This is a genomic window from Mesorhizobium sp. M7A.F.Ca.AU.002.02.1.1, from assembly GCF_003998535.1.
Taxonomy (GTDB): Bacteria; Pseudomonadota; Alphaproteobacteria; order Rhizobiales; family Rhizobiaceae; genus Mesorhizobium; species Mesorhizobium ciceri.
On record NZ_RZPB01001025.1, the window covers coordinates 1 to 1,777 of the forward strand.

Below are 1,777 nucleotides of genomic sequence, written 5' to 3' on the forward strand. Positions count from 1 at the left end.
CTGTCATCGAGTTCGTCGATCGCGACGTCTCGGCCAAGGGCGCCGGCGACCGCGCTCGCATCGAGGCCGAAAGCGCTGATGCGGACGCCGCAGCCGCATAAGGCTCGGTTTTCCCAAATGAGTTCAAAGGGGCCTGCGGGCCCCTTTTTGTTTTCTGAAAGCAGCAAACCGCGCCGGAATCCGATTTCCGGGCATGCCCCTGGGGTTTTGGCCCAAAATAGTCGGATTTCAGCGGCTTAGCCTTTCATTTTGCACAATCGTCGGGACAATGCCCCCGAACTTGCCTTGGAGGATTCGCGAATGCGCGCCAGAAGACTGCCCTTTGTTCTGCTTTTCGCCATCATGGCGTTTGCGGCCGCACCGGTGGTCAGGCAGGCATTGGCCGAGGAGACCAAGACCGATCCCGGCCTGTCCGATGTGCTGACCGACCTGCTGCATGGCGTCGAGGGCGAGAACGCGACGTCCGGTCCCGACAAGCGCGTGCCGTTCGGCCGCGAGGAGGTGCAGCTGTCGTTTGCGCCGCTGGTCAAGCAGACGGCGCCGGCGGTGGTCAACGTCTATGCCTCGCAGACCGCCAAGGTGACATCGCCTTTCGACGGTGATCCGTTCTTCGAGGAATTCTTCGGCCGCTCGCAGCCGCGTGCGCAGTCTTCACTGGGTTCCGGCGTGCTGGTCGATCCGACCGGCGTCGTGGTCACCAATTACCACGTCATCAAGGATGCCGACCGGGTCAAGGTGGCGACCGCTGATGGGCGTGAGTTCGACAGCAAGGTGCTGCTCAAGGACGAGACTCTCGACCTTGCCGTGCTCAAGATCACCTCGGACAAGCCGTTTCCGGTCATTGCCATCGGCGATTCCGACGCGCTCGAGGTCGGCGACCTGCTGCTGGCCATCGGCAACCCTTTCGGCGTCGGCCAGACCACCACCAGCGGCATCGTCTCGGCACTGGCCCGCAGCCATATCGGCGTCTCCGATTCCAGCTTCTTCATCCAGACCGACGCCGCCATCAATCCCGGCAATTCCGGCGGCGCGCTGATCAACATGGGCGGCCAGCTGGTCGGCATCACCACGGCCATCTACAGCCGCAGCGGTGGTTCGATCGGCATCGGCTTCGCCATTCCCTCGAACATGGTTCGCGCCTTTGCCGACGCGGCCAAGGCCGGGCTCGACTTCTTCGAACGGCCCTATATCGGCGCCGAGTTCGAAGCGGTGACGCCGCAGATCGCAGAATCGCTCGGCATGGAGAAGCCGACCGGTGCGCTGGTCTCGTCGGTCGAGGCGACCGGACCGGCCGCCAAGGCAGGGCTCAAGCCCGGCGACGTGGTGCTGCAGCTCAACGGCAAGCCGGTCGAGAGCATCGAAGCGCTGGACTACCGGATGGCGACGCTGTCGATCGGCACCACCGCCAATTTCGCGGTTCTGACCAAGGGCCAGCAGGCGGCGATGGATATCGCGCTGGAGCGTGCTCCGGAAGGCATGAAGGCTGCCGAGGTGACGCTGCATGGCCGCAGCCCGTTCTCGGGCGCCAAGGTCGCGGAGCTGTCGCCCCGGCTCGCGCAGCGGCTTGGCCTGCGCACGGACATCAAGGGCGTCACCGTGGTCGACATCAACCGCGATTCACCGGCCGCCGATTTCGGCTTCCAGCCGGGCGACATCGTGCGCGAGGTGAACGGCACCACCATCGATACCGCAGCGACCCTGGAGCTGGCGGCCAAGACGGATACGCGCTGGTGGCGCTTTACGGTCGAGCGCGGCGGGCAGATACTGCGTCAGGGGT

Annotated in this window: 1 protein-coding gene and 1 pseudogene; both read left to right on the forward strand. The window is 64.9% G+C overall.

The genetic code is table 11. The annotated features are described in order from the left end of the window. Positions 1 to 101, forward strand: a pseudogene (locus EN879_RS34565) (50S ribosomal protein L17); the annotation flags it as partial. Between the two features lie 199 nt (positions 102 to 300). Further along, positions 301 to 1,777 (forward strand): DegQ family serine endoprotease (locus tag EN879_RS34570; RefSeq protein ID WP_164774784.1); only part of this gene is annotated, 1,477 nt, incomplete at its 3' end.